This is a genomic window from Tsukamurella paurometabola (genome assembly GCF_900631615.1).
In the GTDB taxonomy this organism is placed as follows: Bacteria; Actinomycetota; Actinomycetes; order Mycobacteriales; family Mycobacteriaceae; genus Tsukamurella; species Tsukamurella paurometabola_A.
The window spans coordinates 3972672-3997191 of record NZ_LR131273.1; the positions used below are offsets into that span (position 1 = coordinate 3972672).

The window sequence follows — 24520 nt, forward strand, 5'->3', positions numbered from 1 at the left end:
CACATCCCGGCGGGCGGCTTACATCCCCTCGGGCGGCGTCGCGTAGAGGAACACCGCGCCTCCGGGGTCCTTCGCCGAGCCCATCGTGGCCCACGGTGTGACCTCGGCGGCACGCAGGATCTCGCCGCCCGCGGCGACGATGCGCTGTTCCGCGGCCGTCGTGTCCTCGACGGTCAGGTACACCTGCCAGAACGAGGGCATGCCCTCGCCGAACACCCCCGAGTCGAAGAGCGGGGCGGCGTCCATGATCCCGGCGACGGCCTCCTGCTGCCCTTCCGGACCGGCGAACACCTGGCTGTAGCGGTCCGGGCCGAACGAGCCCTCCTTGCCGCCACTGCCGATCTCCTCGAGCCGCCATCCGAAGACGTCGCGGTAGAAGGCCCGGGTCGCGTCGTAGCTGCGGCTCATGCAGTCGAACCAGTACGGGGTGCCCGGAACCCCGCGCTCGGCGAAGCCCTCGTGCCTCCCCGGCTCCCAGAGCCCGATCGCGGCGCCGACCGGATCGATGACGTAGGCGAAGCGCCCGAGGTCGCCCACCGGCGCCACCGGCACCACCACCGACGCGCCGGCGTCGGTCGCCGCGCGCAGCGACGCCTTCGCGTCCTCGACCCGCAGGTAGGTCGACCAGACGTCGCCGGGGCCACCGCCGCCGTCCGGGGGCGCCATCACGCCGGCCACCCGGTTCCCGTTGACCCGGAAGTTCCGGTAGCCGCCGAACTCCTCGCTCGCCGGTTCCGCCTCCCAGCCGAACACGGCGCCGTAGAAGTCAACGGCCGCATCGACGTCGGAGGACATGAGGTCGATCCACACGGGTGCGCCCAGCGGGGCGTGGTACGCGGTCATGGGAGATACGGTGGCACATCCGGCCGACAAGTTTCCAGCATTCGCCCCACTTCGGGCGGCGACCGTCCGCAGCGCGGGGTGGACCGATCCCCGTGGGCGGGTGACGAACCCGCCCACAACGCGCCGCCGGATCAGATCCGCGCGACGCCCCGCGCGTCCCGGTAGACACCGGCGACGCCGCTGGCCGACATCGGACCGGACTGGATCTTGGCGTCGGAGGCGACGACGGCCTGCAGGGTGATCCCGGCGACGAGGAAGTCGGCGACCGACCGGCGGGTGTGGTCGGCGGAGGTGACGAGCACCGCGCCGTTACCGAAGCCGTTCTGCTGCATGAGGACCGCGGTGTTGATGGCGTTCCCCTGGGTGGAGCCCGCCTTCTCCTCGGTGTAGATGCGGGTACCGGACACGCCCTGCGCGAGCAGCCATTCCTTCATCGCCGCCGCCTCGGTCTTCCCGGCCTTGGGTGCGCCACCCGTCACGACGATCGGGAATGCCGGATAGGCCTGTGCGACCGCCAGCCCCTTGGTGAGGCGTTCGACGAGGATCGGCCGCATGGCGCCGTTGTCCTCCAGGCCGAACCCGAGGATCACGATCGCCGTTCCCGGGGCGACGCCGCTGGGCACCTGGTCGGTGAGCGGGAAGGTGAGCGCCTTGTTGACGTTCGTCATCAGGGCCACGACCTTCTGCGCGTGGTCGATCGGCATCTGATTGATGGCGGCCTGCGCGCCCGCGGTGTCCCCCGCGGCCTGGCGCTCGATCGCCTGGTCGGTCAGGGACGACGTCGACGTCGTGGTCGACGGTGCCGCACCCGCCGTCCCCGTCGCCAGGGTGGCGGCGACCGCGAGCGCGGTCGTCAGCGAAACGATCGAGCTAAAGAAACCAGAGACACGCATGTTGCCCTCCGTGACAAATGAGTCTATCGGTGGAAAACTACACCACTGAGGCGTGTGTTGCACACGTGAATGCTCGATCGCGCACACTCCCCCACTTCACAGCCGATGTGCTTTAGTGGATCCGTGGGGGTGGAACGGTGGTCGCGGGAGCAGGTGCTCTCGCTCGCTCCGGACGCGGCGTCGGAGAAGGCGGGCACGAAACTCGGTGTCCCAGGCCCGTGGACGCTCACCGGCGCGACGGATTCCGCCGTCTGGGGAAACTGCCAGGGCAGCGGGAAGCGGCCGTACCAGACCGTGGTCGAACTGGCCGGCCCCGCCTACAAGTGCTCCTGTCCGTCACGAAAGTTCCCGTGCAAGCACGCACTCGGGCTCCTGTTGCTCTGGGCGGACGCGACCGTGCCCGACGCGAGCGAGCCCGCGGACTTCGCTGCGGAATGGCTCGCCGCGCGGGACAGGCGACGGGAGGACTCCGCCGACCGCGCAGCGATTCCCCGTGATCCCGATCGTGCGGCCCGCACCGCCGCCCAGCGCTCCGAATCGGTCGCGGGTGGAGTCGCCGAGTTACGGTTGTGGCTGCTCGACCAGGTCCATTCGGGCCTCGCGGGCATCGACGCCTCCGTCTACGAACGCGTCGACCCGCTCGCCCGGCGCCTCGTCGACGCGAAGGCCCCGGGCCTCGCGGGCCGCGTGCGCGCGCTGTCGGCGGCGGTGGTGGGCCCCCGCTGGCCCGAGCGCATCGTCCAGGAGCTCGGCCTCCTGTGGCTACTCACGCGCGGCCACGACCGTCTCGACCAGCTCGACGGCCCCGTCGCCGCCGCCGTCCGCCGCCACGTCGGGTACCCCGTCGCCACCGCCGACGTGCTGGCGGGCCCCTCGGTAACCGACGACTGGACGGTACTGGGCACGTCCGAGAGCGAGGCCGATCGGATCACCACGCGGACCACCTGGCTGCGTGCCGCGTCCTCGGGTCGATGGGCCTCGGTCCTCGACTTCAAGGCACCCGGCGGTCCGCCGCTTCCGCTGCGCCCACCGATCGGCACGACGGTCCGCGCCGAGTTGGCGTTCTACCCGGACGGCCTCCGCGCCATCCCCCGCGGGGATCTCACTCCTACCGCCCCGGCACCGTCGACGGCACCGTCGGACTGGGCGACGGCCCTCGCGGAGCGGGCGGCGCGCTGCGCGGACGACCCGTGGCACGGCAAGCATCCCGTTCTCGTCGCCGGGCGGCCGGCCACCGCACCGGAGCCGTGCCTGATCGATGCGCAGGGAACCGCCCTGCCCCTGACGATCAGCGCCCCCGCCTGGTGGATGCTCCTCGCGGGTTCCGGCGGCGCGTCGGTCACCGTCGCCGGCCTCCTGGGGCCGGAAGCGCTCGAGCCGATGTCGATGATCGCCGGAGACGAGGTGCTGGCCCTGTGACGAACGCCGCCCCGCTCTGGCCGCAGGTCGTCTCCGCGGCACTGCTCGGTACCGCGACCAGGCCCGTCAGCACCGCCGGGGCCGACCCCGCGCTGGCGCCTCACCTCGGTGCCCTACCGGCCGACACCCCACCCGCGGAACTGGTGCTCCACACCGCCGCGCTCACCGCTGTCGCGACGAACGCCCAGGGCCCGCTACCCGCGCCGGGCCCCGAACCGGTTCCCACCGCGGCACACGACCCCAGACCGCCGCTCTCGCCGCGCCTGGCGGCCGTCGTCCACGCCGCCCTGTCCCTGCCGGGCGCCGAACGGTGGTGCCTGGCACCCGTCGCGGCATCCGGGCTGCGCAGCCCGGCGCGGCTGCTGCCCGACCTGTTGCTCTACACCGCCGATCGCCCCGAAGCCGGTCCCGCCGTCGCGGCCCTGACCGGGCCGCGGGGTGCCTGGCTGGCCCGGATCGCTCCGGACATCAAGGCCCGGCTCGGCACCGGGACGGGGGCGGGCCCGATGGACGACGGGATCGTGCCCGCACAGGCGGACTGGGACGCGCTACGCGCACCGGAGCGAGCACAGGTGCTGCAGGACCTGGGCCCCGTCACGCCTGGGAGCGACGCGGAGTCGCTGTGCGAGCGCGGACTCGACGATCGCACCGCCACGGTCCGCGCCGCAGCCGTCCGCGCCCTGAGCGGGTCGGCCGGCACCGCCTACGAGCGCCGCATGCGCTCGCGCGCATCGGCCGTGGTGCGCCGGCGCCGCACGCTGCGCGGCGAACGGATCGAGGTCGCCCCCGCCGATCCGCCCGATCCCGCAGCGGTGCGAGACGGGGTGGCGTGGCCTCCCCCGCAGGGCGTGTCGCCGACGGCGCAGTGGGTGGCGCAGCTGGCGACCGCGCTACCGCTCAGCGCCTGGGAGGAACTGCTCGACGCCACTCCGGATCGGCTCGTCGGCGCCTCGGGCGACTACACCGCGGAGTTCAGGTCCGGGTGGCGCGAACGCACCGCCCGCGAGCGCGAACCGCGCTGGGCGGCGGCACTCGCGCAGAGCGGCGAACCCGCGGACCTCGCCCTGCTCCCCGGACCGTGGCCGGACACCCTGAGCGAGAGGGTGATCCGCGTCTTCGCCACGATCGCGGCGTCCGACGATCGGCGCCCGCTTCCGCCGGGCGACAGCGCCCTCATCGCCGCCGCCGCCGAGCACCTTCCCGCCGCCACCGGGGCGCCCTGGCCGCAGCGCGTCGCGGACCTCGCCGCCCGAGGCACCACGTCGCGCACCCGGTACCTCGCACCGCTCGCCGAGATCCTCCGCCTCCGCACCGTCATCGAAGAGGAGCTGCCATGACCGACACCACCGACCTGCTGCGCCCGCACGCCGAGCAGGTCCACGCCGCCGAGCTCGCCGCGCTCGCCGCACAGGATCGGGGCATGCGACCGACGCGGTGGCGGCTATCACCAGCCGCGGTCGTCGACTACCTGTGCGGCACCACGCTGCCGGACGGGACGGTGATCGCGCCCAAGTACATCGGCCCGCGCCGCCTCATGGAGGTGGCGGTCGCGACCCTCGCGACGGATCGCGCCCTCCTGCTACTGGGAGTTCCGGGCACCGCCAAGACCTGGGTGTCCGAGCATCTCGCCGCCGCCATCAGCGGCGATTCCACGCTGCTGGTGCAGGGGACGGCGGGCACCCCGGAGGAGGCCATCCGGTACGGATGGAACTACGCCCGCCTCATCGCCGAGGGACCCAGCCGGGAGGCGCTGGTCGCGTCGCCGATCATGACCGCGATGGCCGAGGGGCGCGTCGCCCGCCTCGAAGAGCTCACGCGCATTCCGTCGGACGTCCAGGACGCGCTCATCACCGTCCTGTCCGAGAAGACGCTCCCCGTCCCGGAGCTCGGCATCGAGGTGCAGGCCGCGAAGGGCTTCACCCTCATCGCGACGGCGAACGACCGGGACCGGGGCGTCAACGAGCTGTCGTCCGCGCTGCGGCGGCGGTTCAACACCGTGGTGCTGCCGCTCCCCGCCACCGCCGACGACGAGGTCCGCATCGTCTCCGACCGGGTGGCCTCCCTCGGCAGGGCGCTCGACCTCCCGGAACTGCCGGCCGCCGCCGAGGAGATCCGCCGGGTGGTCACCGTGTTCCGCGAGCTCCGCTCGGGGGTCACCGAGGACGGTCGCACCAAGGTCAAGCAGCCCAGCGGCACCCTGTCGACGGCGGAGGCGATCTCGGTCCTCACCCACGGCACAGCGATGGCATCCCATTTCGGCGACGGCGTGCTGCGCCCGAGCGACGTGGCCGCGTCGATCCGCGGGGCGGTCGTCAAGGACCCCGTCTCGGACGCGGTGGCATGGACCGAGTACCTCGAGTCCGTGGTCCGGGAGCGGCCCGGCTGGTCGGACTTCTACCGCGCCGCACGGGACGCCGGATAGGCGCTCGCGGTGACCGCTGTCCACGTTCTGGGGGTCCGCCACCACGGCCCGGGGTCCGCCCGTGCGGTGGTGGCGGAGCTCGAGCGGCTGCGCCCCGAGGTCGTGCTGATCGAGGGGCCGGCGGACGCCACGGACCTCCTGCAGCACATCGCGGACCCCGGCCTGCAACCGCCTGTCGCGCTGCTCGGATACGCGGCCGACGATCCCTCCACCTCCGCGTTCTGGCCCTTCGCCGTCTTCTCCCCCGAATGGCAGGCGGCGAGCTGGGCCGTCGCGCGCGGGGTTCCCGCGGAGTTCATCGACCTGCCGGTCGCGCAGACGCTCGCGGACCGCGGCGAGAACGACGACCAGGACTCCGACGACCCCGTGCGCGCCGACCCGATCGCGGCCCTGGCGGCCGCCGCCGGGTACGACGACGCCGAACGGTGGTGGGACGACGTCATCGAATCCCGGGGCGAGTCCGACGTCTTCGGTTCCCTCGGCGGCGCCATGCGGGCGGTGCGCGAGGCAGTGGCTCCGGCCCCGCCGGGCAACTCTTCATCACCGTCGCGGGAGGAGCGGCGCGAAGCCCACATGCGTAAGTGCCTGCGCGCCGCCATGAAACGCGACGGTGTCGAGACGGTGGTCGTGATCTGCGGAGCGTGGCACGTACCGGCGCTCACCGGGACGCTGCCGAGTGCGGCCGCCGATGCCAAGGTCCTCGCCGGTGCGCCGAAGGTGAAATCCCGTGCCGCGTGGGTGCCGTGGACCCATTCGCGGCTGTCCTCGGCCTCCGGCTACGGGGCCGGCGTCACCTCGCCGGGGTGGTACCACCACCTGTTCACCACCGAGCCGGACGAGGTGGTGGTGCGGTGGCTGACGGGCGTCGCCGAGCTCCTGCGCTCCGAGGACGTCGCCGTCTCGTCGGCGCACATCATCGAGGCGACCAGACTCGCGGAGACGCTCGCCGCGCTGCGCAGGCGGCCGTTGGCGGGCCTCTCGGAGGTGGAGGAGGCCACGTTGGCCGTGCTCTGCGACGGTTCCACGGAGCGCGCGGATCTGGTCCGGAGACGGGCCGTGGTCGGCGAGCGGCTCGGCACCGTCCCCGAGGATCTCCCGGTCGTCCCGCTCCAGGCGGACATCGACCGCACGGCGCGCTCGCTCCGGTTCAAGCCGTCCCCGGCCGTCAAACAGATCGTCCTGGACCTGCGCAAACCCGGCGACGTCGAACGCTCGCGGCTCTTGCACCGCCTACGGCTGCTCGGCGTGGAATGGGGCGAGCCCGCGGAGACCAGCGGCAAGGGCACGTTCAAGGAGGGCTGGGCGGTCCAGTGGCGGCCCGAGCTTTCGGTCGACGTCGTGGTCGCCTCCGTGTGGGGGACCACCGTGCCGGTGGCCGCGACGCGCAGACTCGCGGCCACCGCCGAGGAGGCGACCTCTCTCGCCGAGGTGACGTCCGCGCTCGAGGCGGCGCTGCTGGCGGATCTTCCGGACGCCGTATCGGTGCTGCTCCACGCCATCGAGAACCGTGCCGCCGTCGCCCACGACGTCGACGCGCTGATGGCGGCGCTGCCGGCGTTGGGCCGTACTCAGCGCTACGGCGACACCCGCGGCACCGACACCGGGGCGCTCGCCGACGTCGCGGCGGGACTGCTGCTACGCGTGTGCATCGGCCTGCCGGCGGCGGTCACCGGCCTGGGTGAGGATGCCGCGGTCCGGCTCGTACAGCGGGTGGACGCGGTCGAGGACACCGTCGGGCTGCTCACCGAGGGTGACCGCGAGCGGTGGTACGGCGCGCTGCGCGTCGTCGCGGACCGGCCGGACGTGCACGGCTCCCTCGTGGGCCGGGTGACCCGTCTCCTCCTCGACGCGGGGCTTCTCGACGGTGCCGACGCCGCGGTCCGCCTGCACCGTGCCCTCTCCTCCGGGGTTCCCCCGGACGCGAAGGCCGCCTGGATCGCGGGATTCCTCGGACGCAGCGGCATCGTGCTGGTGCACGACCCCGCCGTGCTGGGGGTGCTCGACGAGTGGCTGGTGGGGCTGGGCGAGCAGGAGTTCATCGACGTGCTCCCCCTTCTGCGGCGAACCTTCGCCGAGTTCGATCCCGGCGTGCGGCGCAACATCGGCGACCGCATCGGCAGGATCGAAGGCGGGCGCACCGACGCGGAGACCAGGAGTTTCGACGCCGAGCTCACGGGCGCCGCCCTCGCGACCGCCGCGCGGTTGCTCGGCATCGCGGAGGGGGCGACATGACGGAACGGGATCGCCGGTGGCGTCTGCTGCTCGGCGGCGCGGCGGACGGTCTGCCGGCGCTGACGAGCGCCGATGCGGGGATCGACAAGGCACTGGCCTCGCTGTACGACGGCGCGGGCAAACGCGGTGCGGGCCTCGGCACGTCGGCGCCGTCGGTGGTGCGGTGGCTCGGTGACATCCGGGGGTACTTCCCCTCGTCCGTGGTCCAGGTGATGCAGCACGATGCGGTCGAGCGCCTGGGGCTGCACCAGCTGCTCCTGGAGCCCGAACTGATGGAGGCGGTGGAGCCGAACATCGAACTCGTCACCACGCTCATCTCACTCGGACGGGCGATCCCCGAGACCTCCAAGGCCACGGCACGATCGGTGGTGCGGCGGGTGGTCGACGAGGTCGAGCGGCGGATCGCCGACCGGACGCGGGCGACGGTCACCGGAGCCCTCAACCGGGCGTCCCGGACCCACCGGCCGCGGCTGCGCGACGTCGACTGGAATCGCACCATCGCGGCGAACCTGAAGAACTACCTGCCCGAGCACCGGACCGTCGTCCCGGAACGCCTCATCGGGTACGGCCGCCGATCGCAGTCCGTGTCGAAGGACATCGTGCTGGCGATCGACCAGTCCGGGTCGATGGCCGCTTCCGTCGTGTACTCCGCGGTGTTCGGGGCCGTGCTCGCCACGATGAGGTCCGTGCGGACGTCGCTGGTGGTCTTCGACACCGAAGTGGTGGACCTGACGGATCAGCTCGACGACCCGGTGGATGTCCTGTTCGGTACGCAACTCGGCGGCGGCACCGACATCAACCGCGCGATCGCGTACTGCCAAAGCCTGATCACTCGCCCGCAGGACAGCATCTTCGTGCTGATCTCCGACCTGTACGAGGGCGGCGTGCGGGACGAGATGCTGACCCGCGTCGCCCAGTTGCAGGCGGCGGGCGTGCAGGTGGTGGTGCTCCTCGCGCTGTCGGACGAGGGCGCACCGTCGTTCGACCGCGACATCGCGGCGGCGTTGGCGGGCATGGGGATCCCCGCGTTCGCCTGCACCCCGGACGCCTTCCCCGACCTCCTCGCCGTGGCGCTGAGCCGTGGCGACATCGTGGGCTGGGCCGACCGTACCGAGCTCAGCAAACGCGGAATGGGCGATTGACGACACCGCGCACCGGGACATCGCCCGGGCGCACCGCCACCGGTCAGTCGGGCTTGATCTCCCAGCTGTCCTGGCCGTCCATCGGCCCCACCTTCACGGTGAGCGTGCCGGTGGCACCGTTGGAACCGGTCGCCTTGCAAGGGAACTCCTTGCCGGGCTCAAGAGCTTTGAGACCCGCAGTCCAGGGTCACCTTGCCGTCACCGGGAGCAGAGCGACGACCACCGCGATTCCGACATTCCTCATCTTCATGAATCTGCACTGTAGCGGATTCGGCAAACGGTTCGAACTCGCCGACTCCGTAGCCGCGGTCAGGACGCCGCGGGGAGCGCGATCCCGAGTTCTCGGAGCACGACGCGCGCACGATCCGGATAGTCGGTGATGAGCCCGTCGACACCGTCGTCGATCAACGCCCGCATCGTCGCGGGATCGTTCACCGTCCACGGGATGACCTTCAGGCCGAGGTCGTGCGCACGCCGGATCAGCGCGGCGGTCGTGAACCGCGCGAAACCCGGGTCGCCGATCCCGCCGTCCTGCGGATCGCCCTGCACCGGCGAGATCGCGGTCAGGCCGGGGATCGTCGCCTGGGCGGCCCGCACCCAGTCACCGCCGAAGGCGTCGACGTCGAGGCCGAGCCACGGCGAGGCTCCCGACTTCCCGGTCTGCAGGAACTGCTCGCCGTTGGTGAGCGCGATCAGCTCCACGCCCGGCAGCAGCGGTCCGATCTCCCGTAGGGCCGTCCAGTCGAAGCTCTGGATCGTCACCTGTCCGGCGAGACCCGAGCGGGTGATCTCCCCCGCCACGGCGCGCACGAACTCGCCGCGCGGTGCCGTCTCCGACGGTGCCCCCGCCTCCACCTTGGTCTCGATGTTCATCCGCACCGGCGAACGGCGCACGCGAACGAGGTCGAAGAGCTCGTGCAGCTGCGGCATCCGTGCGCCGTCGACCGCCCTCTGCGTGGCGTTGACCTTCTCGTAGCCGCAGTTCATGGTGCGGATCTGCGCGTAGGTGAGGTCGCGGACGTACTTGCCGACGTACGGGTACTGCGGGTCGCCGGCCGTCGCGGGCGCGGTGTCGGCACACTTCTTCGGGTCGACCTTCCGGTCGTGCGTTATCACGACCTTCCGGTCCCTCGTCACCTGCGTGTCCAGCTCCAGCGTGGTCACGCCGAGCCGCATCGCGGCGGAGAAGCCCTCCAGCGTCGACTCCGTCTGCAGGCCGAGCCCTCCCCGGTGCGCCTGCAGGTCGACGGTCCGTGGCGCAGCTCCGGTCGGCGCCGCCGGCAGGGCGCCCACCAGCAGCGCGAGGCACAGCGAGACGACGGCGACGCGGCGCGGAATCATGGCCCGTACGCTAGGCCGCGCCGGTGAATCACACCTGTCCGCCGCGTTACGAGCGACGACACCGATCATCTCGAGCCTGAGGTCGTCCCGGTCCCCCGCCCGCCACCGCGCCATCGATACACTGGACCGTCGCTGACGAACGGGAGGTACACGATGGCGCAGTCGGCCGCGCAGCTGTACGCCGCGTTCACGGACAACGCCGACAACGACGTCGCGCTCCGTCTCCTCCGCTCCCCCAACGCGGTCGCCTACCTGGCGCTGATGGCCGCCCGGCTGGGTACCGGCCCCGTCGACGCGGAGGAATTGGCCGACGCGCTCACCGCCGACCTGCAGTCCCTTGCACACCACTTCACCGAGCGCGCGCGGCCGGTCCCCGCCGGACCGGACGTCCTCGACAGCTGGGTCAAGGCGGGGTACGTCTCACGCACCCTCGACGAGGACGATCGGGAAACCATCCAGCTCACCCGCGGCGCGACGACGGCCCTCGGCCAGGTGCAGGCCGTGTCGCTGGACCGCAACGTCGCCACCGAGACCGCGCTGGAACTGGTCACAGCACGACTGTCCGCGGTCGCCGTCACCGTCAGCTCCGACCCCGACGACCACCTGCGTGCCCTCGACGAGCAGATCGCCGAGCTCACCCGCCGCCGCGAGGCCCTGCGCGCCGGCTTGGTCCCCGAGTACGACCGCGACAAGGTGGTCGACGACCTCAAGATCGTCAGCTCGCTCGCCGAGCGGATGCCGGCCGACATCCTCGGCTACGGCGAGAAGCTCCGCGAGCACACGCGCGCCCTCCTCACGCACGGCCTGGACGCCTCCGACTCCACAGAGGCCGAGGCCTACGCGAAGACCCTGCAGCGTCTCTTCGACGGCCACGACGAGCTCGCGAACACCCCCGAGGGCAAGGCCTTCGACGCCTTCTACACGCTGCTCTCCGACCACCGCCTGCGCCGCCAGCTCGAGACCTCCGTCGCTGCGGTGGTCACCGAGGTCGCCCTGCCCGACGACCTGCGCGACTCCCTCACCGGCTTCCTCGACCGCATGTGGATGCAGGTCCAGCGCGTCGACGAGATCCGCGGGCAGGTCTATCGGCGCATCAACACGTTCGTCAAGGACGGCGACTTCCTGCAGTACCAGTCGCTGCGTGCCCGGATCACCGAGGCGCAGCGCGCGGCGGTCGACGCCTTCGACGCCGTGCCTGCCGGGCGCGACACGGGCCTCGCCGTCCCCATGTCGGCCGTCGACACCAGCTCCGTCGGCGCCCTGCGGTTCCACGACGGCGTCGTGACTCTGCCGCCCGAGGTGCGCGAGACCTCGGGCGAGTTCACCATCGACCCGGCCCGCCTCGTCGGCCGGGAGGCGATCGACTGGGACGCCCTCGCCTCCGCGATCAACCATCAGGTCAGTGCGTTCGACGCTGCGACCCTCTCCGAGGTCCTCGAGGCCATCGGCGCGCCGCGCGCCGGCGACGTCGTCGGGGTCTGGTCGCTCGGCGCGCGGTACGGCACCGTCGACGCCGACCGCCCGGTCACCGTCGTCGCGCACACGGCCCGCGGGCCCCGCGAACTGACGGTGCCGCACGTGGAGTTCGCCGCCGCGCTCCCGCCCCTGACCCCCGCCTCGGCCGCGCCCGAGCCGACCACCCTGTTCGAGGAGTGAGTGTGACCGACGAGACCGTGGACGACTCCCTGGACATCGCCGCCGGCGAGGCCCTGCCCGAGATCGACCTCGCGGACTTCAGCATCGCCGATGACGACGCCGTGAAGTCGCTGCGCGGCGCCGACACCGCGCCCCGCTTCGACGGCGACACCTCCGCGCTGCCGAACTCGGTCTGCTACGCCCTGCAGGAGCTGATCGCGGCGCCGCACGTCTCGGCCAAGTCCAAGAACTGGGCCGTCATCGAGGCCGAGGAGACGCTGCTGCGCAGCCGGCTCTCCGAACTGAACCTGCTGCTGGAGATCAACCGCGAGACCAAGCACGCCTTCACCCGCCAGGTCAGCGAGAACGACCCCCGCCAGCGGAACCTGCTCCGCGCCCAGAGTCTCTCGCTCGCCGCCTCCGTGCTCGCACTGTTCCTGCGCCTCAAGCACCTGTCCAGCCCGGACGAGACGGCGGTCGTCGAGCGCCAGGAGATGATCGACCATCTCCTCACCTTCCGCCCCGCCCGCGACACCGACGAGGCCGGCTTCATCAAGAAGGCCGACGCCGCGATCAACCAGCTGGAGACCCGCCGGCTGATCCGCCGGGTGGGCACCAGCGACCGGTACGCCGTGCACGCGGTGATCGCCTCCCTGCTCACCCCCGAGCAGGTGGACCTGTACACCGCCGCCTACCGCGACCTCGCCAGTACCGACCAGGACCTCGGAGAGGCGGCGGCGCCCGTCGACGGGGCGGATGACCAGGACGGCGAGGACGCCACCGTCGAACCCGAGAACGAGACGCAGGAGCCCCAGTGACCCGCAAGCATCTCGGCCAGTACCGCCTCACCCGCCTGCAGGTGGTCAACTGGGGCACGTTCGACGGTTACAAGGACTTCCCGATCGATGAGCGGGGCGTGATCCTCACGGGACCGTCGGGCTCGGGCAAGAGTTCGCTCATGGACGCGCACTCGGTGGTGCTGCTGCCCACCTACGACCAGTCCTTCAACGCGTCCGCCGACATGACGGCGAAGGGCGCCAAGCGCGCCGCCCGCTCCCTGGCGGACTACGTCCGCGGCGCGTGGTCGGTCAACGACGACGAGCACCAGCAGTCCAAGGTGCAGTACCTGCGCGGGGATTCGGCCACGTGGTCGGCGGTCGCCGCGACCTACGACAACGGCGCGGGCAACGTCACGACGGCCGTCGCCGTGAAGTGGTTCCCGGGCAGCGGCACGGACGGCGCCTCGCTCAAATCCTGGTACCAGATCCACTCCGGCGCCTTCGATCTCCTGGATCTGCAGGAGTGGGCGACCGCCGGCTTCGACACCCGGGGCTGGCGATCGCGGCACAGCGGCGTCGAGTCCTTCGACACGCAGGCCGCGTACCAGGACGCGCTCCGCCGCCGCGTCGGTATCGGTACGTCCTCAGCAGCGCTCGCGCTGCTCGGCAAGGCCAAGGCGATGAAGAACGTCGGCGACCTCGACGCCTTCATCCGCACGTACATGCTGGACCGGCCGCAGACCTACGCCCGCGCCGAGCGCCTCGTGGAGAACTTCACCCAGCTCGACGAGGCGTACCGGGCCGCGGCACGCGCGGAAGCGCAGGAGAAGGTCCTGCGGCCCATGCCGGAGGCCTACGAGACGTACCGCTCCGCCACCGTCGGGACCACCCGCGCTGCGGACCTGCTCGGCGCGCCCGTGCGGTCCTACCTGCGCGGGCACAAGCTGCGCCTGCTGCAGGAGCAGATGGACCGCATCGAGGGCGAGCGCGCCGGCATGGACGCGCAGATCGCCCACTGGGAGGACCGGGCCGAGGAGCGCAAGATGCGCTACAACGACCTGCTGCACCGGCTCCGGCAGGAGCAGGGCGAGGTCGGCGTCCTCGAGGCCGAGCTCCAGTCCCGCGAGCTCCAGACCCAGGCCCGCCAACGCGCCTACGAGCGCTTCGCCGCCGCCGTCGAGAAGCTCGGCGAGCGGGCGCCGGAGTCGGCGGAGGAGTTCGCCGCGCTGCGCGAACAGGTCCCCGGTATCCGCGACCGCGCCACCGAGGCCGCCGAGGCACTCGCCGCGCGCGTGCACTCCGCGTACACGGACGAGTCGGACGCGCGCCGCGCCGTCGAGGCCGTCGACGACGAGCTCTCCGTCCTGGATCGCCGGGCCTCGCTGCTGCCGCCCGCTCTGCTCGACCAGCGCGACGTGATCGCCCGCGCCACCGGGGTTCCCGCCGAGGAGCTGCCGTACGCGGCGGAGCTGATCGACGTCGAGCCCGCGGAGCAGGCGACGTGGGCGGGCGCCGCCGAACGCGTCCTGCGGCCGCTGGCCACGACGCTGCTCGTGCCCGCCGAGCACCAGCGCGCGGTCGCCGACTACGTCAACGCCAACCGCGTCCACGGCGTGCTCACCTACCAGGTGGTCGACGGTGCCGACCCCACCCGCCCGGAGCCCGGGTCGCTGGCCGCCAAGCTCACGGTCGATACGTCGACCGCGGCCGGACGCTGGCTGGCGGGCGCGGTCGCCCGCGCCGCCCGGCACACCTGCGTGGACTCCCCCGCCGAACTGGAGAAGCACGAGCAGGCCGTGACCCCGGAGGGACTGGTCAAGAACGCGGGCGGCCGGTTCCGCAAGGACGATCGCCGCGCCGTCGCCGACCGTTCGCAGTGGGTGCTCGGCACCAACACCGGCAGCAAGCGCGAAGCCCTGCAGCGCCGTCGCGACGAACTGGCGGCGGTGCACGCCAAGGCCGCCGAGGCGTCCGCGACGCTGCGCGACGACCTCGCCGAGCACAAGGCGGTCGCGGACAGCGCGGCCGGGGTGCTGGGTTACACGTCGTGGGCCGAACTCGACCACTGGGCGGCGAAGGCCGAGGCCGAGGAGCTGGCCGATCGGATCTCCGACGCCCGTTCCGGCAACGCGAACCTCGGAGAGCTCGAGCTCCAGGCCGACAACGCGTACGGCGAACTGGCCGAGGCGCAGACCCGGATCGGTGCGCTCACGGAGACCATGAACCGCGCCGGGACCGAGTTCGACGATCTCCTCGCCGAGTTCGAGAAGATCGACGCCGAGAGCGCGCCGAAGCTCACCGAGGAGGACGAGGACTTCCTGGCGACCGCGCTGTGGCACCTGCTCACCGGAGATGAGCCGCGCCGCCTGACGCTGGAGAACTTCGGCGAGGTCCGCGCCGACCTCCGCGCCGAGTTGGAGCGCCAGCAGGCGGCGGCCACCGCGGAACGGGACGCGGCCGAGGCGCGGATAGTGCGCACCGCGGAGCAGTTCCTGCGTGAGTGGCCCGACGCCTCGACCGAGCTGTCCGCCGATGTGGCGTCCGCCCCGGACTTCGTCGCCGTGCACGAGAACCTCGTCGCGCACGGGCTGGCTGCTGCGACGGAGAAGTTCCGGCGGCTCATCACGACCGACGTCAGCCACTCGGTGTCGAACCTGTTCAAGGAGGTCGACGACACGCACCGCGCGATCACCCGCGGTATCGCCGACGTCAACGCGGGCCTGCGCCGGGTGGAGTTCAACGAGGGCACCTACCTGCAGATCGCCTACGCCGCCCGGCCGACACCGGAGGCACAGGAGTTCGCGAAACTCGTCGACGAGATGGTTCGCGACGCCCCCGCCGCGAAGCGGGCGGAACCCGCGGCGATGGCCGCGCAGTTCAAACGGATCCGCGGCCTGGTGCTGCGGCTCACCGGCGACGACCCCGAATCGCGACGCTGGACGGAGAACGTCCTCGACGTCCGCACCGGATACTCGTTCTACGGCCGCGAGAACGCCGTCGGCGCAGAGCCGGACGCCCCCGCGGTGGTCACCTACCGCAACACCGCGACCAACTCGGGCGGCGAGCAGGAGAAGCTGGTCGCCTTCTGCCTGGCGGCGGCACTGAGCTTCGCCCTCGGCAGCCACGGGATCGACGGATCGAACGAGCCGGCGTTCGCGCCGCTCATGCTCGACGAGGCGTTCAGCAAATCCGACGAGCGGTTCTCCGCACAGTCGCTGCGGGCCTTCGAGCAGTTCGGCTTCCAGCTCATCATCGCCGCGCCGATCCGCATGGTCGGCATCGTGGAGCCCTTCATCGGGCAGGTGATCCTGGTGGACAAGCAGGTCACGCCCGACGGTGCCCGCTCGGACGCCCGGTACGCCACGTTCGGCGAGCTGACCCCGTCGCGCTGACCGGCCCGCGGATCGCGGACGTCAGTCGGCCGCCGCGCGGTGCGCGCGGGGCGAGCGTCCGAACCGCCGGCGGAACGCGGTGCTGAACGCGCTCGCCGAGCCGTAGCCCACCGAGTCCGCGATGAAGGAGATCCCGCGGCTCGCCCAGCGCGGATCGGTGAGCCGGTCCCGGGCCAGATCGAGTCGCTCCCCGCGCACCGCGTCGGAGAAGGTCTCGCCCGTGCGCGAGAGCACCGCCTGGATGTGCCGGGCGGACCAGCCGACGGCCGCGGCGACCCCGGCCAGGCTGAGGTCCGGCTCGGTGGCGTGCGCCCGGACGTGCCGGAGCACCGCGGCCCGGACCTCGCCGTCGGCGGTACCGGCACCGTCGGACTCCCCGCTCGCGGCCAGGCAGAACAGGTCCACGGCGCGGTCGCAGGCGGCGTCGAACTCCGCCGCGGTGAGCCGGTCGCGCTCGTCGATGAGCGCCGCCGCGAGGTCGCGGGTGACCCGGCCCAGCCCGCGGCCGCCGCGCAGCCGCACGCCCTCCTTGGCGACCGAGCCGAGCGTCCGGGCGACGCGATGCTCGGGGATGAGCAGAGCGAGCGCGGAGACGTCGTCGTCGTGCGCCAGGACGAACGGCGAGTCGATGGAGACGAGGACCATCTCCCCCGGTGTCAGAGCGTCCTCGGTGACGTCGCCGCCGACGTGCAGGGCGCCCTTCAGGGGCATGAACAGCTCGTAGTGGCCGCGGGGATCGTTGCGGATGCCGCGCGCATCGCGCCGCACGTGCTCGCGCTGGCTGGTCCACGACACCAGCTGGTACTCGTCGGTGCGCTGGCGCAGGACGTCGCCGCGGTAGCCGTCGCCGTGGAAGGAGATGTCGAACTCGCCGTGGACGCCGCTGCACCAGTCCCGCCACGCGCCGTGGGCGCGCGCCCCGGTGAGCCTCCGCTCGGCCCCGGTGACCAGGCCGTCGATGGTGTACGGCACGCCCTGCTCCTCCCTTCCCCGCGGCGCGTGCGCCTGCGCGAAAGAACCGTGCGCGCGGGCGAACGTTCCGCCGGCACGCGCTTCCTACCTTCGATTGTGACACTCGTCACCACCGGGCCGGCCCGGTGCACCGTCGAACAAGGAGGACCGATGACCGAACAGACCGTGACCGCGCCCGCGCTCGGCGAACTGCTCGCGGAGGCACCGTCGAACTGGGGCAAGTGGGGTCCGGACGACGAGGTGGGCTCGCTCAACTACCTCGGCCCGGAGCAGGCGATCGCCGCGGCGGCACTGGTCCGCAGCGGCAAGGTCTTCACCTTGCAGCGGCTCATCGGCGACCCGAAGGGCGACCCCGTCTGGCCCGGCCGGAGCCCCGCGGTCCGCACGCAGATCATGGACGAGGCCAGCTGGGACGGCGCCGAGGCACCGCAGTTCCCGGGCGGCCTGCACTACGCCGACGACAAGATCGACGCCTTCCTGCAGGGCTCCACACAGTACGACGCCCTGGGGCACGTCTGGTACGACGGGAAGCTGTGGAACGGCTACGACGCCCGCACCACCGTGGGCGGTATGGACGTCGCGAGCGTCGAGCCGATCGCGCAGCGCGGCGTCGTGGGCCGCGGCGTACTGCTCGACATGGCGCGCTTCCGCGGCAGGGAGCACCTCGATACCGCGGAGACCTTCGACCACACCGACCTGGAGGCGTGCGCCGCCGCACAGGGCGTGGAGCTGCGCCCGCGCGACGTACTGCTCCTCCGCACCAACTACCTGCAGCTGTTCTTCGAACTGGGTGAAGCCTTCTACGAGGGCTTCTGCGAACCGGGCCTGCAGTACAGCCCCGAGTTGGTGCAGTGGTTCGCCGACCGGGAGATCCCGAACCTGGTCACCGACACCATCGCCAACGAGGTCACGACCGACCAGAACAACGGCGTCGCGCTCACCCTGCACTGCGCGCTGATGCGCAACCTGGGCGTCGTCTTCACGGAGATCACCGACCTCGAAGCGCTCGCCGCGGACTGCGCCGCCGACGGCGTCTACGAGTTCATGTACACCGCGGCCCCGCTCAAGATCGCGCAGGGCAGCGGTGCGCCCGTCAACCCGGTCGTCGTGAAGTGACCGCGGAGACGGCGTACGCGCAGCGCCCGTGGCTGGGCCGGTACGAGACCCTGCCGGACGAGGTCGACATCGCCTTCGACAACGCGCTCGACATGTTCCGGGCCGGCCTCGCGAGCCACCCCGACCAGGTGGCGATCCGGTACTTCGACGGGGCGATCACCCGCCGCGAGCTCGACGAGCTGACGGACGCGCTGGCGGCCGGTCTGCTCGCCGAGGGCTTCGCGCCGGGCGACCGGTTGGCCCTGTACCTGCAGAACGTGCCCCAGTTCGTGATCGGGATGATCGCGGCCTGGAAAGCCGGCGGCTGCACCGTCTCGATCAATCCGATGAGCCGCGCCAGGGAGCTCGAGAACCTGCTCCTCGACTCGGGCGCTACCGCACTCATCGCGCTCGACGACCTGTACGAGGAGATCGCTCGCGACGTGCTGCCCGGCACCGACGTCCGCACCGTGTTCACGACCAGCGGTCTCGACCTGCAGACCCGCGCCGACCCGCGGCTCTTCCCCGCGCCCCGTCGTGCGACGCCCGACGGGGCGGCGGACCTGCTGGAGTTCATCGCGGCGCACCGGGGCGAGGCACCACCGCCGGTCCACCCGGCACCGGGCGACACCGCCTTCCTCACCTACACCTCGGGCACGACGGGGAAGCCGAAGGGCGCGATCAACACCCACCGCAACGTCGTGTTCACCGCGACCGTCTACCGCGATGCCGCGAAGTTCGCGCCGGCACCCGAGGCGGCGGTGCTGGCGATCGCGCCCCTGTTCCACATCACGGGCCTCATCGGGCACATCGCGCTGAGCATGCTCGCCCCGATGCCGATGATCCTGGCGTACCGGTTCGATCCCGCGGTAATGCTGGAGGCGATGCGCGAGCACCGCCCCACGTGCACGATCGGCGCGGTCACGGCGTTCAACGCGCTGCTCAACCATCCGGGCTACGACCGCGATGCGTTCTCCTCCCTCACGTCGGTGTACTCGGGCGGCGCCCCGATCTCGCCGACGGCCGCGCGGCGCTTCGCCGAAGCCACCGGCCGGCCGCTGCACAACGCCTACGGGCTCACGGAGACCACGAGTCCCATGACGGTCTCCCCGTACGGTGTGGAGATCCCCGTCGATCCGGACTCCGGTGCGCTGTCGGTGGGGCTGCCGGCACCGTCGACCGTGGTGCGGATCGTCGGGGACGACGGTGCCGACCTCCCGCTCGGGGAGATCGGCGAGATCGTCGCCGAGGGACCGCAGGTGGTCGCCGGGTACTGGAACAAGCCCGAGGAGACCGCGGCGGGGATCCCCGGCGGGGCGCTGCACAGCGGCGACGTGGGTTTCATGGACGAACGCGGCTGGGTGTTCATCGTGGACCGCAAGAAGGACATGATCAACGCCTCCGGGTACAAGGTGTGGCCGCGCGAGGTCGAGGACGTGCTCGCCGAGCATCCGGCGGTCCGGGAGGCGGCCGTCGTGGGCGTGCCGGACGAGGTCCGCGGGGAGACCGTCCGCGCGTTCGTCAGTCTGCTGCCGGGGGCGGACGCGGGCCCGGAGGAGCTCATCGCGCACTGTCGCGAACGCATGGCCGCGTACAAGTACCCCCGTGAGGTGCGGATCGTCGAGGAGTTGCCGAAAACGGTGACGGGCAAGATCCTGCGCCGCGAACTCCGCGACGCCTGACCGCGCCGCACCCGCCGCCATACCGGCGGCGGGCCGCGTGGCCGGGGAGCTGCTATACAGAGCGCATGGCCTCGGTCGTCGCGCTCAACGCCCACCCGGACGACGAGACGCTCCTCGCCGGCGGAACGCTGGCGCGGTTCGCCGCGGAGGGACACCGGGTGGTCATCGTCGTCGCCACCGACGGGATGATGCGCGGCGACGACGAACCCGACCCGCGGCGCCGGCTCGACGAGCTGTCCGCGGCGGCAGCGGAACTGGGCGTGCACGAGGTGCGCTGGCTCGGCTACGCCGACAGTGGGCACGGCGGCGAGCTGTACCCGGACCCGCCTGGCCGGGTGCGGCTCGCGCGCGCCGGGGTCGAGGAGCCGGCGGAACGCCTGGCGGCGATCCTGCGCGAGGTCTCGGCCGATCTCCTTCTCGGGTCCGACGAGGCCGGCGGCTACCGCCACCGGGACCACCTCGCGGTGCACCGCATCGCCCGCCGGGCCGCCGAGCTCACGGGCGTCCGCCTGGCGGAGGCCACGGCGCCGCGCGAGGCGGTCCTGCGCATCCTGTCCATCGCCTCCCGGCTCCGGCTGCTCCGCTCGGAGGACGTGGCGCAGGCGCGCACCTGGTTCACCCCGGCCGCCGAGATCACGCATCGCGTCGATGTGCGGCGGCACGTCGCCGCCAAACAGCGCGCGCTCGCCGCGCACCGCTCGGAGATCGCGAAGCCGGGCGGCCTCGCTCGTGCCCTGCGCCTGGTCCTGCGCCTCCCCGCGTGGGCACTGGCACCACTGGTCGGCACGGAGTACTACCTCGAACCGGCGGGCGCCACGTCGCCGGCGGACCGACTGCTCTGAGGAATAGATCAGATGATCTATAGTTAGATCATGCGATCTACGGAGACCTTCACCGAACAGGCCCGCCGCGCCCAGATCACCACCTGCGCCATCGAAGCCATCGCCGAACTCGGCTACGCCCAGGCCTCCGTCCGGAAGATCGCCGATCGCGCCGGGGTGGCGATGAGCGTCGTGCTCTACCACTTCGGCGACAAGGACGCCCTCATCGCGGCGGTCGTCTCCGAGTGCTACCGCACCCTGTTCGAGGCGATGGTCCCCGCCGTCGACGCGGCCCCGACGGCCGCCGGCAAGCTCGAGGCCCACATCCGCGCGCACCTCGGCTACCTGCAGTCCCACTCCGGACACCAGGTCGCGATCACCGAGATCGGCAACGGTTTCCGGGGCAAGGGCGGCATCCGGCTGTGGGACCTGCCGGTCGATCCCGAGCACGACGAGGCCCGCAGCCGGGTCGAGCTCGAGGTCATCCTCGGGCAGGGCGTCGAGAGCGGCGAGTTCCGTCCGCTCAACCCCGCATCGCTCGCCTCCGCCGTCCGCGGCGCGATCGGGAACGCCGTGTTCGCCCGGACCGTCCACCCCGGCTTCGACCTGGACGCCTACGCCGACGACCTCGTCGACGCCTTCCTCCGCGCCTGCGCCCCCTGACACCACCGAATCGAGGCACCCATGGCCCACGTCCTGATCGCCACCTACGGCTCCCGGGGCGACACGATGCCGCTCGCCGGGCTCGGCCTGCGTCTCCAGCGCGCCGGCCATACGGTCACCATCACGGCCAACACGGAGCTCGCCACCGAGACCGCGGCCCTCGGCATCGACACCCGCGCGATCGCCGTGGACCTCGGCGATCCGTCCGGGGACCCCTCCCTCAGGGACGCGATGGCGCTGGTGCGGCCCGCCGGGATCCGGCGGCTGAGCCGCACGCTGCTCGGGGCCGTCGAAGACGTGGCCGCCGACGTCGTGCTCATGACGCCCTTCGCCGAGCCCGCGGGTCAGACGCTCGCGGAGGCGCGCGGCGTCCCGGGGATCCCGCTGCGCCTGCAGCCGATCTCCGCCACGCGCGCGTACCCGCCCAGTCTCCTCGCGACACGGTCGGTGGGCGGCCCGCTCAACCTCGTGGCCGGCCGCGCCGCCGAACGCGCGGTCGACAGCCTGTACAACGGCGTCGTGGCCGATCTCCGCCGCGACCTCGGGCTCCCCCGGCGTTCGTCCCGCCGCCTCCGGCGCGACCGCGCCGCGGCAGGGCAGCCCATCCTCGGCGGCTGGTCCCCCGCAGTGCTGCCCCGCCCCGCCGACTGGCGGCCCGGCATCGACGTCACCGGCTACTGGTGGTCGCCGGAGCCGGAGAGCTGGGCACCGTCGGACGATCTCGTGGCCTTCCTCGCCGACGGTCCGCCGCCCGTCCTCATCGGCCTCGGCTCGCTCATGGTCCCGACCGCCGAACGCGACCGCCTGTCCGCGGTCGCCGACGAGTCGCTCCGCCGCGCGGGCGTCCGCGGGATCGTCCAGGCGGGCGGCGCCGGGCTCAGGGTCGCGGACCGCGATGGCGTCCTGAACATCGGCGCCGCCCCGTACTCGTGGTTGTTCCCGCGTCTCGCGGCCGTCGTCCACTCGTGCGGCGCGGGCACCACCGCCTCCGCCCTCCGCGCCGGCGTCCCGACGGTGCCGCTCCCGTCGCCCGGCGCGGACCAGTTCTTCTGGGCGGACCGGATCCACGCGCTCGGCGCCGCGACCGCCCCGATCCCGCGGACGAAGGTCACGGTTTCCACTCTCGCCGACGCGATACGTGCCGCCGCGGACGACGACGCGTATCGCAGGGCGGCCGGCGCGCTGAGCAGGGCGATCGCGGCGGAGGACGGGGCATCGGCGGTGCTCGCGGCGGTGGAGCGCGCCATAACGATCGAGTAACAGGGCTAACGGAATCCGCGCCGCGTCCCGATCTCCCTCATGTCGGCGGACATCGCCGCAGGGGGAATCACGAACGAGGAGGACGCGATGTGGAACCCGAACCGGAGGAACCGGATCCGACGCGCGCTGGTGCTGCCGGCGGCGTTCGTCCCGATGCTGGGCCTGGTGCCCGCGGTCGCAGGAGCCGAGCCGACCACACCGGCGCCGGCCCCGGTCACGACCCCGGCGCCAACGACGACCACGACGCCGCCGGCGCCCACGCCGCCACGGACGTCGACACCCACCGCGCCCGCGACGACGCCGACCGCCCCGGCGACCACACCGTCACCGACGATCACACTCCCGACCACGCCGCTGCCGACCACCACGCCGCCGCCGCAGGGTCCGCCCGGCCGACTCACCGTCGCCGCGGTCCAGATCATCGATGCGAAGACGCAGGGCATCGGCGTCCCCGGCGCGACCGTCCGCGTCCAGGGCTGCTCCGGCGGCCCCGCCGCGACACTCTCGCACGGCGGCGCCACGACGGTGACCGGCCCGTGCGTCCGCGCCACCGTGGAGAGGGTGCCGACCAACTGGCACCTGGTCTCCCCGTCGGTGCAGACCAGGACGTCGACCTCGGGCCGCGTCGACTTCCTCTTCAGCCTGGAGCGCGGCGGCATCGTCCCGCCGACGTCGACCACACCGCCGCCGAACCGGCACGTCCGGTTCACGCTGGCCGCCCGCGACCAGGACGGGCGGGGCGTCGCCTCCGAGTACGCGGTCGCCGAGTGCGACACCTGGCGGCCGCTGGGCGGCGCGCGCACCGATGGCGCCGGCGACGGCGGAGGCGCGTTCCCCCGCGACTGCGTCAGCGTCGTGCCGACGGCGTGGCCGTCGTCGTGTGTGCTCCTCGGCCCGAACGCCTACTCCCGGGTCGAGGGCAACGGCGTGAACCGGCTGGCCTTCCGCTTCCGGTGCGGTGTGACCGTCCCGCCCGGCGAGGTCGAGACCGAGGGCACCCTGGTCAAGACGGACCGCGTCACGGGAGCCCCGCTCGCCGGCGCGTCCTTCGTGATCTCCCGTTGCGGCTCCGACGAGGCGATCCGCGCCGTGACCACCGGGGAGAACGGCGTCGCCGCGTTCGCGCTGCCGTCGGGCTGCTACCGGGCCACCGAGACCGCCGCCCCCGCCGGGTACGTCCGCGACGCCGCGGCAGTCCCCTTCGAGGTGCGACTGACGCCGCGGTTCGAGGTGCGCGTCACCAACACCAAGATCGGCGCCGGGCCCGTGGTCCGCAATCCCGGCGTCCGCGTCCCGATCGCTTCGATCCCGTCCGGGCGGAGCCTGTGATGCGGCGCGGTGGGAGGTCGGTGGCCGTGGCCGCCGCGGCGGTGTTCGCCCTCGCGGGGTGCGGGAGCACCGTCGACGGGTCGGCGGCGGCACCGTCGTCCAACCCGAGCGCGCAGAGCGACCTGCGGCCGCCGGTCAGCGCGACGGCGACGGAACCGACCGCGCCGGTCTCCGTCACCGTCGACGGGGCGAGGGCCCCGATCGACGCCGTCGCCACCGACTCGCAGGGCGCCCTCTACCCGCCGACGGACGTGAACCGGCTCGGCTGGTGGGTCGACTCCGCTCTGCCGGGTTCCGGGGCCGGGTCGGTCGTCGTCACCGGACACGTCGACGACGCCCGGCAGGGCGCCGGCTACGCGAAGCGCTTCTCCGGGCTCGCGCGGGGCGACGAGGTCACCCTCACGGGCAAGGACGGGGCGTCCGTGCGGTACCGCGTCACCCGCACCGCGTCGGTGCACAAGGGCGTCCTGCCGACGGACGACCTGAACCGGCTCGACGGTCCCGAGACCCTGATCCTCGTCACCTGCGGCGGGCGGTTCGTGGGTCCGCCGATGGGTTACGAGAACAACGATCTCGTCTACGCGGAGCGCGCCTGACGGT

19 protein-coding genes are annotated in these 24520 nt (G+C 72.6%); 15 read left to right on the forward strand and 4 right to left on the reverse strand.

The features are described from left to right. Positions 1-18 precede the first annotated feature (18 nt). Positions 19-843 (reverse strand): VOC family protein, encoded by an 825-nt coding sequence (locus tag ELY19_RS19855; protein WP_126197829.1) that lies wholly within the window; start codon positions 841-843, stop codon positions 19-21. Between the two features lie 131 nt (positions 844-974). Further along, positions 975-1736 (reverse strand): YdcF family protein, encoded by a 762-nt coding sequence (locus ELY19_RS19860; RefSeq protein WP_126197831.1) that lies wholly within the window; start codon positions 1734-1736, stop codon positions 975-977. Positions 1737-1859: 123 nt separating this feature from the next. Between ELY19_RS19860 and ELY19_RS19865 the strand changes: the two genes are divergently transcribed. Genes ELY19_RS19865 through ELY19_RS19885 form a run of 5 tightly spaced genes read left to right on the forward strand, consistent with a single transcriptional unit; the run spans position 1860 to position 8951 of the window. Next, positions 1860-3155 (forward strand): SWIM zinc finger family protein, encoded by a 1296-nt coding sequence (locus tag ELY19_RS19865; RefSeq protein WP_126197834.1) that lies wholly within the window; start codon positions 1860-1862, stop codon positions 3153-3155. After that, positions 3152-4492, forward strand: coding sequence for a DUF5691 domain-containing protein (locus ELY19_RS19870; RefSeq protein ID WP_126197836.1), 1341 nt, complete (start codon positions 3152-3154; stop codon positions 4490-4492). The genes ELY19_RS19865 and ELY19_RS19870 overlap by 4 nt, the downstream gene beginning before the upstream one ends. Then, on the forward strand, positions 4489-5577 hold the full coding sequence (locus ELY19_RS19875; RefSeq protein ID WP_126197838.1) for an ATP-binding protein: 1089 nt from the start codon (positions 4489-4491) through the stop codon (positions 5575-5577). The genes ELY19_RS19870 and ELY19_RS19875 overlap by 4 nt, the downstream gene beginning before the upstream one ends. Before the next feature lie 9 nt (positions 5578-5586). Next, on the forward strand, positions 5587-7809 hold the full coding sequence (locus tag ELY19_RS19880) for a DUF5682 family protein (protein WP_126197841.1): 2223 nt from the start codon (positions 5587-5589) through the stop codon (positions 7807-7809). Further along, a complete protein-coding gene (locus ELY19_RS19885) occupies positions 7806-8951 on the forward strand; it encodes a VWA domain-containing protein (RefSeq protein ID WP_126197843.1) in 1146 nt (381 codons plus the stop codon). The genes ELY19_RS19880 and ELY19_RS19885 overlap by 4 nt, the downstream gene beginning before the upstream one ends. Before the next feature lie 309 nt (positions 8952-9260). On the opposite strand, the gene ELY19_RS19890 is transcribed toward ELY19_RS19885, so the two are convergent. Next, positions 9261-10292 (reverse strand): glycerophosphodiester phosphodiesterase family protein, encoded by a 1032-nt coding sequence (locus tag ELY19_RS19890; protein WP_126197845.1) that lies wholly within the window; start codon positions 10290-10292, stop codon positions 9261-9263. A gap of 153 nt (positions 10293-10445) precedes the next feature. On the opposite strand from ELY19_RS19890, the gene ELY19_RS19895 reads away from it, so the two are divergent. The 3 genes from ELY19_RS19895 to ELY19_RS19905 are packed head-to-tail and all read left to right on the forward strand — an operon-like array spanning position 10446 to position 16098. Then, complete coding sequence (locus ELY19_RS19895; protein ID WP_126197847.1) at positions 10446-11948, forward strand: DUF3375 domain-containing protein; 1503 nt, start codon at positions 10446-10448, stop codon at positions 11946-11948. 2 nt (positions 11949-11950) lie between these two features. Further along, positions 11951-12745: a DUF4194 domain-containing protein gene (locus tag ELY19_RS19900; protein WP_227966982.1), complete on the forward strand. Its 795-nt coding sequence runs from the start codon at positions 11951-11953 to the stop codon at positions 12743-12745. After that, on the forward strand, positions 12742-16098 hold the full coding sequence (locus ELY19_RS19905) for an ATP-binding protein (protein WP_126197849.1): 3357 nt from the start codon (positions 12742-12744) through the stop codon (positions 16096-16098). The genes ELY19_RS19900 and ELY19_RS19905 overlap by 4 nt, the downstream gene beginning before the upstream one ends. Before the next feature lie 21 nt (positions 16099-16119). Here the strand turns inward: ELY19_RS19905 and ELY19_RS19910 are convergent, their stop codons facing one another. Continuing rightward, positions 16120-17070 (reverse strand): helix-turn-helix transcriptional regulator, encoded by a 951-nt coding sequence (locus ELY19_RS19910; protein ID WP_126197851.1) that lies wholly within the window; start codon positions 17068-17070, stop codon positions 16120-16122. Positions 17071-17220: 150 nt separating this feature from the next. Between ELY19_RS19910 and ELY19_RS19915 the strand changes: the two genes are divergently transcribed. The 7 genes from ELY19_RS19915 (at position 17221) to ELY19_RS19945 (ending at position 24516) form a co-directional block, all read left to right on the forward strand. Next, complete coding sequence (locus ELY19_RS19915; RefSeq protein WP_126197853.1) at positions 17221-18186, forward strand: cyclase family protein; 966 nt, start codon at positions 17221-17223, stop codon at positions 18184-18186. After that, positions 18183-19847, forward strand: a complete 1665-nt coding sequence (locus ELY19_RS19920) for an AMP-binding protein (RefSeq protein ID WP_227966983.1) — start codon at positions 18183-18185, stop codon at positions 19845-19847. The genes ELY19_RS19915 and ELY19_RS19920 overlap by 4 nt, the downstream gene beginning before the upstream one ends. A 65-nt stretch (positions 19848-19912) precedes the next feature. Then, positions 19913-20689, forward strand: coding sequence for a PIG-L deacetylase family protein (locus ELY19_RS19925; protein ID WP_126197855.1), 777 nt, complete (start codon positions 19913-19915; stop codon positions 20687-20689). Between the two features lie 30 nt (positions 20690-20719). Continuing rightward, positions 20720-21331, forward strand: coding sequence for a TetR/AcrR family transcriptional regulator (locus tag ELY19_RS19930; protein WP_126197857.1), 612 nt, complete (start codon positions 20720-20722; stop codon positions 21329-21331). 21 nt (positions 21332-21352) lie between these two features. Beyond that, entirely contained in the window at positions 21353-22591 is a 1239-nt protein-coding gene (locus tag ELY19_RS19935) for a glycosyltransferase (protein ID WP_126197859.1), read from the forward strand. Between the two features lie 39 nt (positions 22592-22630). Then, on the forward strand, positions 22631-23920 hold the full coding sequence (locus tag ELY19_RS19940) for a prealbumin-like fold domain-containing protein (protein ID WP_126197861.1): 1290 nt from the start codon (positions 22631-22633) through the stop codon (positions 23918-23920). After that, positions 23920-24516, forward strand: a complete 597-nt coding sequence (locus ELY19_RS19945; RefSeq protein ID WP_126197863.1) for a class F sortase — start codon at positions 23920-23922, stop codon at positions 24514-24516. The genes ELY19_RS19940 and ELY19_RS19945 overlap by 1 nt, the downstream gene beginning before the upstream one ends. Positions 24517-24520 lie beyond the last annotated feature (4 nt).

Bases quoted from the DNA above. Each gene is read 5' to 3' on its own strand.
- ELY19_RS19945 (WP_126197863.1), top strand. From the start codon at position 23,920: ATGCGGCGCGGTGGGAGGTCGGTGGCCGTGGCCGCCGCGGCGGTGTTC.
- ELY19_RS19915 (WP_126197853.1), top strand. From the start codon at position 17,221: ATGACCGAACAGACCGTGACCGCGCCCGCGCTCGGCGAACTGCTCGCG.
- ELY19_RS19855 (WP_126197829.1), bottom strand. From the start codon at position 843: ATGACCGCGTACCACGCCCCGCTGGGCGCACCCGTGTGGATCGACCTC.
- ELY19_RS19875 (WP_126197838.1), top strand. From the start codon at position 4,489: ATGACCGACACCACCGACCTGCTGCGCCCGCACGCCGAGCAGGTCCAC.
- ELY19_RS19890 (WP_126197845.1), bottom strand. From the start codon at position 10,292: ATGATTCCGCGCCGCGTCGCCGTCGTCTCGCTGTGCCTCGCGCTGCTG.
- ELY19_RS19925 (WP_126197855.1), top strand. From the start codon at position 19,913: ATGGCCTCGGTCGTCGCGCTCAACGCCCACCCGGACGACGAGACGCTC.
- ELY19_RS19935 (WP_126197859.1), top strand. From the start codon at position 21,353: ATGGCCCACGTCCTGATCGCCACCTACGGCTCCCGGGGCGACACGATG.
- ELY19_RS19930 (WP_126197857.1), top strand. From the start codon at position 20,720: ATGCGATCTACGGAGACCTTCACCGAACAGGCCCGCCGCGCCCAGATC.
- ELY19_RS19895 (WP_126197847.1), top strand. From the start codon at position 10,446: ATGGCGCAGTCGGCCGCGCAGCTGTACGCCGCGTTCACGGACAACGCC.
- ELY19_RS19885 (WP_126197843.1), top strand. From the start codon at position 7,806: ATGACGGAACGGGATCGCCGGTGGCGTCTGCTGCTCGGCGGCGCGGCG.
- ELY19_RS19860 (WP_126197831.1), bottom strand. From the start codon at position 1,736: ATGCGTGTCTCTGGTTTCTTTAGCTCGATCGTTTCGCTGACGACCGCG.
- ELY19_RS19940 (WP_126197861.1), top strand. From the start codon at position 22,631: ATGTCGGCGGACATCGCCGCAGGGGGAATCACGAACGAGGAGGACGCG.